Source organism: Spiroplasma endosymbiont of Megaselia nigra (genome assembly GCF_003987485.1).
Classification (GTDB): domain Bacteria; phylum Bacillota_I; class Bacilli_A; order Mycoplasmatales; family Mycoplasmataceae; genus Spiroplasma.
The window spans coordinates 1-8,249 of sequence record NZ_RCOO01000048.1 but is presented as its reverse complement, the minus strand read 5'-3'; the positions used below and the strand labels follow the sequence as shown (position 1 = coordinate 8,249).

The window sequence follows — 8,249 nt, the reverse complement described above, 5'->3', positions numbered from 1 at the left end:
TCTGCGTATAAAATACTTTGATCAGTAATATCATAGTATGTAATGTAATTTGATAAATTATTATCGTCTATTTTACCAAAATTATAAAAAATAGGTATTTTAAAATAATTTTTAGAAATTAACCCGTTTATTAATATTAAATTTTTTTGTATTGAGTAATTCATTTAATTTTAAACCCCATTTTTAATAATATTTTTTATATTTTCTATAAACTCATTAATATTGTTGTTATATGCGGGTCGCATAAACGGGCGTGCTATAATTTGTGTTCCAGATCAATAATGTTTTACACCAAATTCAATTAAGTGAACTATTTGATATTTTTTCTTTGCTCTTATGTAAGCAATTATTTCATCTTCATTTTCTTTAATTTCTAAAATAAAATAATTTCGTAAATGATTTTTATTGTTTTTGCTAATCGGAACTTTTTCTTTTATTTCTGCTAAAATTTTATTTCCAGTATTAATAACTTCATTTTTTATTTTATTTTGAATATCAAATGTATATTGTTGAATAGATGAAACCATTTCTGATGTTATATCTTTTAAAGAACTAAATTTTTTCTTCATTTTTTTATTCTCCAATATTATCTGTTAAAAATAATTCTAAGTAATCATTTTTAGGATCATATATTCTTTTAATAAAAAATTCTTTATTAGTTCCAAATAAATTTATTTCAACATAATTTTCGTTATTAAAATTGTGTTTATAAATAATAATTTTATGTTCCATTTTTAATGTTTGTTGGTTAGCAATAAAATAATCATTAATATGTGTAGATAATATTTCTCCAAAAATATTTTTTCGGTATTTTTCTTTTAAAATTGGGCGATTAATTTCATCTTTAATAGTTTGCTTAAAAATTAATATTATTTTGTCATTAAATTTTCTTTTATTCATTTTGCTCAATTTTTAAATTTTAATTGTCTAATATGCCAATAAAATAAATCTGGTAATTCATTAATTTCTCGACCAAAATTATGTTTACAATAAATACCTATGATATCTTTTATTTGTTCATCCTTATCAGAATTAATAACAATTATAGGAATGCCAGCAGTTAATAAAATTTCTTTTGCCGATAAAATTAATGTTTTAAGTTCTTTATCAAAACTTTTATCATTTTCTTCTAATCTCAATAATAATTTAATATAATTTAAAAATTCTGTTGTTGTTTCTACTGGCATAATAATTTAACTCCTTTTTATTCTCTTACTACATTAACAAATGCTCATTTTGCGACAGTATTTCCATCGGCAATGAATGTTGCTTTGTATGCGATTAAATCTTGATCAAATAAGAAGTCTGTTGATTTAGTAATGTTTAATTGTTTTTGAAAGTTTCATTTATATTGACTTAAATCCCCAAATGTTATAAATGTTGATTTTTCTGTTTCTGAATATTCTGGATATTCATCGCATAAAATAACATCATAACCAAAAATATTGTATTTTAATGTTTCATCACTTTTTGTGTGGTTTCAAATTGGTCTATCATTTTTATCTTTAATTGCTTGCATTTGTGTAAAGAAAGTAGATTTATTCATAATAAACTTAGCATTATTATGATAACCAGTTGGAAGTAAAGAAATAATTTTTTGAATTGTATCATAAGAAATATTTTTTTCAGTTTGTGCTAATTTATGTTTAAGAATATTAGTATTAGTAATTATTCCTTGTGGTTCAAGTTTTGCAGATCCTTGTCCTTTTGCAATAGCATATTCAATAGCATTTTGTACTTCTATTGCTAAACTATCAATAATAAACTTTTCAAAATTATCTATTGTCATTGCTTCTGCACTTTCTGAAATAGTTATCATTGTTCCTCATCTATATCCATTTAATTGGATTGATTCAAAATCAAGTTTTCCAGTTAATTTTTCACCTTCTTTGCTTCATTTTCCGCCAACATTCTCATCTTTTTTAATAGCAAATTTTAAAAAACCATCAATATTTGAAACTGATACATTTTTAATTAAATCAGATGTACCTTGTAATTTTGCAATAATACTTTCTCATATTGTTGTTGGTACCAATGGTGAAGCATCTTGATTTCCGTTTGAATTTGTTCCGATTTGTAAAAACTTAGTTTCTTGATTTGTTAATTTTTTGTGTTGTAATTTTTTTAATCACGCATTTTTATATTCTTTTGATTTTATAACATCGTCAGTATTTTGCAAAATACTTTTATTTTCATAATTATTATAATTATAAAATTTTTCAATATTCCGAGATTTTTCTGGTTGTTCTGTTTGATTATCTTCAATAACTTCCTGTTCAATTTCGTTTTTAATCATTTCTAAACGATTAAATTCTGTTGTAATTTCATTAATTTCTTTAACAAGTTCTTTAACTTTTTTTACATCTTCATCAGATACATCTACTTTTGTTTCAATACCTTTTTTTAAAAAGTTTAATTCTTCTTTTTTTATTAGTTTTTGATTCCTTAATTCTTTTAATTTATCATTTAAATTTTTTGTCATTTTGTTATTTTCATCTCCTTGCAAAATTTCTTCTATTTCTAGATTTAATATTTCTTTTTGTAAAATATTAAAATTATTAGTATTTTTACTTTTAATTTCTTGCACCTCACTTTTTGGGTTTGCACCTAATGGAACTAATGAGACCTCATTTACTTCAACTTGTTTTAAGTATCTAACAATATTTCCTTTAATTTCCTTATCTTCTGTTTCTATTGTTGTATATCCTATGCTTAATTGCATAGGTCGATTGCTTTTTTGCATTTGTTTTGAAATTTCATATGCTTCTTTTCCAACCGTAATATTTGTATTAATTTGCATTTTAGCTCATAATCCATCTTTTTTACTTTCTAAGTATGCGATTCCAATTGGATTTTTATGTTCATGACCCCATAATAATGGAACTGCTGGTGTATTTTTTATAGTTTCAATAAAACTATTTTCATCAGTAATGTCACCATGATAATCAACAACATTATATTTATTAGCAATTCCGATTATTTCTTTAATGCCATCTTCATTTGTTTGTATAATATTTTTTACTTTAAAATTAATTTTTTTATTAATCTCGTTATTAATTGTTTTGTTCACTTTTATCTCCTATATTTTTATTTTTAAGTTGTTCTCTTTCTTGCCAATCAGAATTTTTTGTCATTCCATAAATATCTAATCCCTCAACACTTTCATATCCTTCTTGATTTCTAACTTCATTCGGTGATAAAACACTATGTTCTAACATTTTTGCGTAATATGCTGTTTTATCTTGTAAATTTCCCAATAATACTCGTTTTGCTGAAAATGATATATAGTTTCCTAATTCTAATTCTTTTTTGCTGAAAATTTTAAAACTAAATTCTTGTTCTCATTGTGTTAATAATGGTTGAATAACAGAACTAACATAACCTTGATATTGCTCTGGACTATATTTTCCATTAACAATTTCAGAAGCAACATTATAAAAGTTATAAATATTATTTCGATATTGCTCCATTTGTTCTTTATTTAAGTTAGAAATATTACAATCTACTTCTTGAAAATCTAGACCATTATCTAAAATGGCAAAACCGCGATATTTATTTTGTAAATTATTATCTACAAATTCTTTTAATTTTTCTTGTAATTGTTCTGGGGCAACTATATTATTAACTTTTAATATACCTTTTAAATTACCTGATTGTTTTAAATTATTAATTGAGGAATTAATCATCTCTTCTAGTAATTTTGTTGAATATTCTAATGATTTATTTGGAATTTCTCCGAATAATCCTTTATTATAAAATTTTCGTAAATGTATTAAATCATCATATGGTAATACTAAATTTGTTTTATTTAAATAAAACTTTATAAAATATTGATTATTTTTATCGAATAAAATTTCTAAAAAATCATACTCAATAGGAATTAAAGAATTAATTTTTTCATTTTCTCATTGAATATAAATAAAAGTATTTCCTTGTAAAAACAAATTAGTTGTTATTTTATAATAAAAATCATAAGCACTCATACCTAAATTTGGTCTAACATTTAATAAATATTTTAAATTATATTTATTTGTAGTTTTAATATTTTCTTTTTCGACACATTGTGGTATTGCTTTTAACTGGGCAATATCACTCGCTATTCGATTAATTGTACTTTTAACAACATCAATTTCATAATTATTAGTAAAATTCGATAAAAAAGTTTTAAAGTCATGATTAATATACATAAAATTTTGTTTTTTGGATAAATTATTATTTATTGTTTTTTGTTTTTTCTTAAATCACAGAGCAATTTTATTACCCTCCTTACTTAAATAAATTAATTTAAGTCGTCACGATGATACCATCATTATTTAAAAAAGTACAAATTTTTATAAAAACTTGTACTTTAAAATTAATTAATCATTAAAATTTTTCCCGATATCTGTTTGATAAATTTTAAAATGTTGTTCATTATTTATATACATTTTATAAGCAAATAATAGTGCCATAAAACCATCAATTCTTTTGCGTGAACTTTTTTTAATTGGCATAACATTTTCTTTACTATCTGTTATAAGTTTTGTGTTATCTAAATTTCATTTAAAAATAGGGTGATTATTATAAATAATTTTATCATCATAAAATAATGGAGCAATCGATTTTATTAATGGTGATATTGTATATATACCATTTGTGACAATTTCTGTTCTATTAGAAAAACCGTTTTGTTCTAATTTTTCTTTTATATAATCTGCATAATATCTATCATATCCAATTTTTACACAAATTAAATTATATTTTTTAATAGTTTTAATAATATAATCAATTATTTCATCTCTATTTACAGCGGATCCAAGTGTAAAAGTTATGTATCCTTGTTTTTCTCAAACAGAATATAAAACTTTGTCTTCTTTTTCATTTTCATATGCTCTTTCTCGGGGAATAAAAAAATGTGGCAAAATAAAAAACTCACCAGTTTTTTCGGGTATTAAAATTACAACAGCAGTTAAGTCCATTGTTTGTGATAAATCAATACCAACAGTACAATATTTATTTTTTAAATAATCTTCTAAATTAACATTTTTATTATTTTTTTCTTGTAAAGATCCAAAATTAAATAATGAAGTTTCTTGCAGAGAAGCAATATTACAATGACGAGTTAAAAAACTAGGTTGTTGTAATGGCTGGTTAATTGCTGTTTTTCATTCTTCTTTTAACTTTTCAATATTTTTAGAAATACCAAGATTTGGATTTGCTTTATATAGATTTTTAAATTTTTTTCATTCATTAAAATTATCTAATTCATATATTCAAGGTAAAAAATTATCGTTTTGATAAATATTATTTAATACTTTTTCAGCATATTCATATCTCTCATCATAAATACTCTCACGAGTACTTCCGCTTGTTGTAATTAAAAGCATTAATGTATTTTTTCTTTTTGATGTTGCTGATTTAATAACATCATATAAGTCTCTTTTTTTCATAGCCGCCAATTCATCTAAAATTACTACATATGGATTTAAACCATCTAATGTTTTATCTTCTGATGCTAATGGTTGAAAATGTGATCAATCTCTTAAAAATTCTATTTTATCCCTTGTTATTTTTAATTTACTATTTAATCATTCTTCTTGTCTAATCATACTTTTAACTTCATCAAAAATAATTTTTGCTTGTTCTTTTTTTGTTGCAACCGTATATATACTTGCTCTTTTTTCGTTATCTAATAACAAACATTTTAAAGCAATAGCAGATGCTAGGGTTGATTTACCATTCCCTCTACCAACAACCAATAATGCTTCTTTAAATCTACGAATATTAGTTTCTTTTTCGTAAAAACCAAATAATGCTTCTATAAATGCTTTTTGTCATAATTCTAATTTAAAATTTTGTCCTGCATATTCACCAGTTGAAAGATGACAAAATCTTTCTATAAAAATTATTGCACCACTTGCTTGTTTTTTATTAAAATAAAACCTTTTACTATTTTTTAATTCATTAACTAAATTAGATACTATCTTTTTAATTTTCAAACAAACAATATCTTCGTTTTTTTTAATTCACTCATTATATAATTCTAAATTAGTTTTATTATTTATCGTTTTTTCAATCATAAATTATTTTTCTTCTAATTGTAGAATTTCATCTAATAGATTATTGTTTGTTTGTAATATAGGCGATACTTCAATTTTTTCATTACTTTCTTTTATTCATTTTTCAATAATTATATAGTGACTTTTATAATTTTTTAACATTGCATTATATTCTGGCAAAATTGGATTTTTTTCTTGTCTTTTATTCCCACGAATATTTTCAACATCAATATAATAATTATCTAATTGACGAATTTTTTTATCCATATCATAAATTAATCATTCAATTTTACAAAATGTTTTAAGGAAATTAATTTTTGACTTATATAAATCAACATTATTATTAATTAATATTTTTTTATAATCTTTAAAAAGATTATTTATTTCTTTTTCACCTTTTAAATTTAGTTCATTTTCGTTTAAAATTGCTTTATTTTTATTCATTTTCGGGTTATTTTTATTCATTTTTAAGCTATTTTTTACCAATTTTTTATTGTTTTTTTTGCTTTCCATTAATAAAACCCCTTATTTTTAAATGTTTTTTTATTATTTTACATAATTTATTTCATCACACCATAAAATTTTTGCCTTTTGTGTGCACGTGCCCCCAGCCCTCGGTAGCCCAAAATATCTTTTAATTAATGTAAAATAGGGGGGTAAAATAAAAATATAATTATATATTTAAAAATCACTGACATAATACCGTCGATTAAATTGTTTGTCAAATTAAAATAATTAAAAATTATATATTTTTTTAATCTACTAAATGATAAAGCAAAATTGCTAATTGAAAGTTCTTTTGATTATCTTGCTCAAATGAAAACTCATAAATAGTATCATAATCATTTAATAATTTATATTTTTTTATAAATTGTGGATGTTCAGTTATTGAATAATTAATTTTTTCTATAATTGATGATATATTTTTATCTTTTACAAAAATAATCAATGCTGATTTTGTATCTCTTCATGTTAAATAACTTTGCAATTGATTAATGGCAGAAAACAATTGTTTTTTTCCATGTCAAATTTTACATTCAGCTATAAATATATTTTCATTATTATATTTTAGTAATATATCTGTTTTTCCATTTCTATTAAATGCTTCACCCATTACAGATACTTTAAAATTTAAAGAAAGTATTAATAAAATATAATCTCTAATTGTTTCTTCATTTTTATTACGATAAATATTTGGGTATTCTTCCATTCTTTTTCCAAATTCATAAATTACACTTAATATTTGTAAATAAAGATCTTCAGAAATTACTGGATCTAAATTAAAGTCATTTTTAATTTCTGGTAATTGAATTGATATTTTTTCTTTTTTCTTTATTGGAGATACTGAAAATGTATTATTATCTTTATCTTCTATTCTTCTTAATGGAACAATTAAATTTTTCAAAGAAGTTGTTATTGTTTTTATTTTTTCCTTTTTATTATTAAAAATATCTTTAATATAAGATTTTAAATTATTATTGTATGAATCAACTTCGTTTCTTATATTATCTATATAATATTTTAAATAATCTTTTATTTCATTAATTTTATCATTAAGATAATTTGCACTATTTTCTTTTCATTCAACAACAAAAGAAATTTCATTATTACTTATTTGAATTTCATATTTTGAACTTCTTTGAGAACTAGGATATGTTTTAAATAATTCTGAATCACCTTCATATGGTATACTAATTTTTACCATTGTCGCAATATATTCATATGTACTTGAATTTGAAATTACATTAAACGGAGTAGGAATTATTTTTTTCTCTTTGTAATCTTGTGAAAATCAATTATCAAAAAATAAATTAATTGGTTCTATTTCATATTTTGTAAATAAATATTCAGTAATATTATTTTCATCAACATTTAAAATATAATTATCTTCGTAATTATTAATTTCATTTCTAATATTTTCATATAAATTATTAAAAAGATCATGTAAAAATATATTTTTAAATGGTATCATTTTATTTTTTCTTCTCAAATTTATCAATTATATTATATAACATTTGCTCAGTTTCCTTAGAAAAATTGCCTTTTATATGTAATTTAAATATTATATTTTTTAAATTATCAAAATCAGAATTAATTATATACTCCATTATTTTATCTGACATTTCTTTATTTATTTTTTTCATTTTATTTTTCTCCTATATTTTTAATAAATTATTAATTGTTTCTAAATTATTTTTTTATTTTTTTCAT

9 protein-coding genes are annotated in these 8,249 nt (G+C 21.6%); all 9 read right to left on the bottom strand.

Annotation, left to right across the window (positions count from 1 at the left end; translation table 4 throughout):
• Window positions 1-170: 170 nt before the first annotated feature.
• Window positions 171-569 carry an HK97 gp10 family phage protein gene (locus D9R21_RS03175; protein WP_126821070.1) on the bottom strand — a complete coding sequence of 133 codons (399 nt, stop codon included), beginning with the start codon at window positions 567-569 and terminating at the stop codon, window positions 171-173.
• A gap of 4 nt (window positions 570-573) precedes the next feature.
• Window positions 574-900, bottom strand: coding sequence for a phage head closure protein (locus tag D9R21_RS03170; protein WP_126821069.1), 327 nt, complete (start codon window positions 898-900; stop codon window positions 574-576).
• Window positions 870-1,187, bottom strand: a complete 318-nt coding sequence (locus D9R21_RS03165) for a phage head-tail connector protein (protein ID WP_126821068.1) — start codon at window positions 1,185-1,187, stop codon at window positions 870-872. Before D9R21_RS03165 ends, D9R21_RS03170 begins: the two co-directional genes overlap by 31 nt.
• A gap of 17 nt (window positions 1,188-1,204) precedes the next feature.
• Entirely contained in the window at window positions 1,205-3,070 is a 1,866-nt protein-coding gene (locus tag D9R21_RS03160; RefSeq protein ID WP_126821067.1) for a phage major capsid protein, read from the bottom strand.
• Entirely contained in the window at window positions 3,054-4,310 is a 1,257-nt protein-coding gene (locus tag D9R21_RS03155; RefSeq protein ID WP_126821066.1) for a phage portal protein, read from the bottom strand. The genes D9R21_RS03160 and D9R21_RS03155 overlap by 17 nt, the downstream gene beginning before the upstream one ends.
• A 48-nt stretch (window positions 4,311-4,358) precedes the next feature.
• A complete protein-coding gene (locus D9R21_RS03150; protein WP_126821065.1) occupies window positions 4,359-6,059 on the bottom strand; it encodes a terminase large subunit in 1,701 nt (566 codons plus the stop codon).
• Window positions 6,060-6,062: 3 nt separating this feature from the next.
• Window positions 6,063-6,551 (bottom strand): hypothetical protein, encoded by a 489-nt coding sequence (locus D9R21_RS03145; protein WP_126821064.1) that lies wholly within the window; start codon window positions 6,549-6,551, stop codon window positions 6,063-6,065.
• A gap of 241 nt (window positions 6,552-6,792) precedes the next feature.
• Window positions 6,793-8,010 carry a hypothetical protein gene (locus D9R21_RS03140; RefSeq protein WP_126821063.1) on the bottom strand — a complete coding sequence of 406 codons (1,218 nt, stop codon included), beginning with the start codon at window positions 8,008-8,010 and terminating at the stop codon, window positions 6,793-6,795.
• A 1-nt stretch (window position 8,011) separates the two neighbouring features.
• Entirely contained in the window at window positions 8,012-8,182 is a 171-nt protein-coding gene (locus D9R21_RS06970) for a hypothetical protein (protein ID WP_158613859.1), read from the bottom strand.
• Window positions 8,183-8,249: the final 67 nt, after the last annotated feature.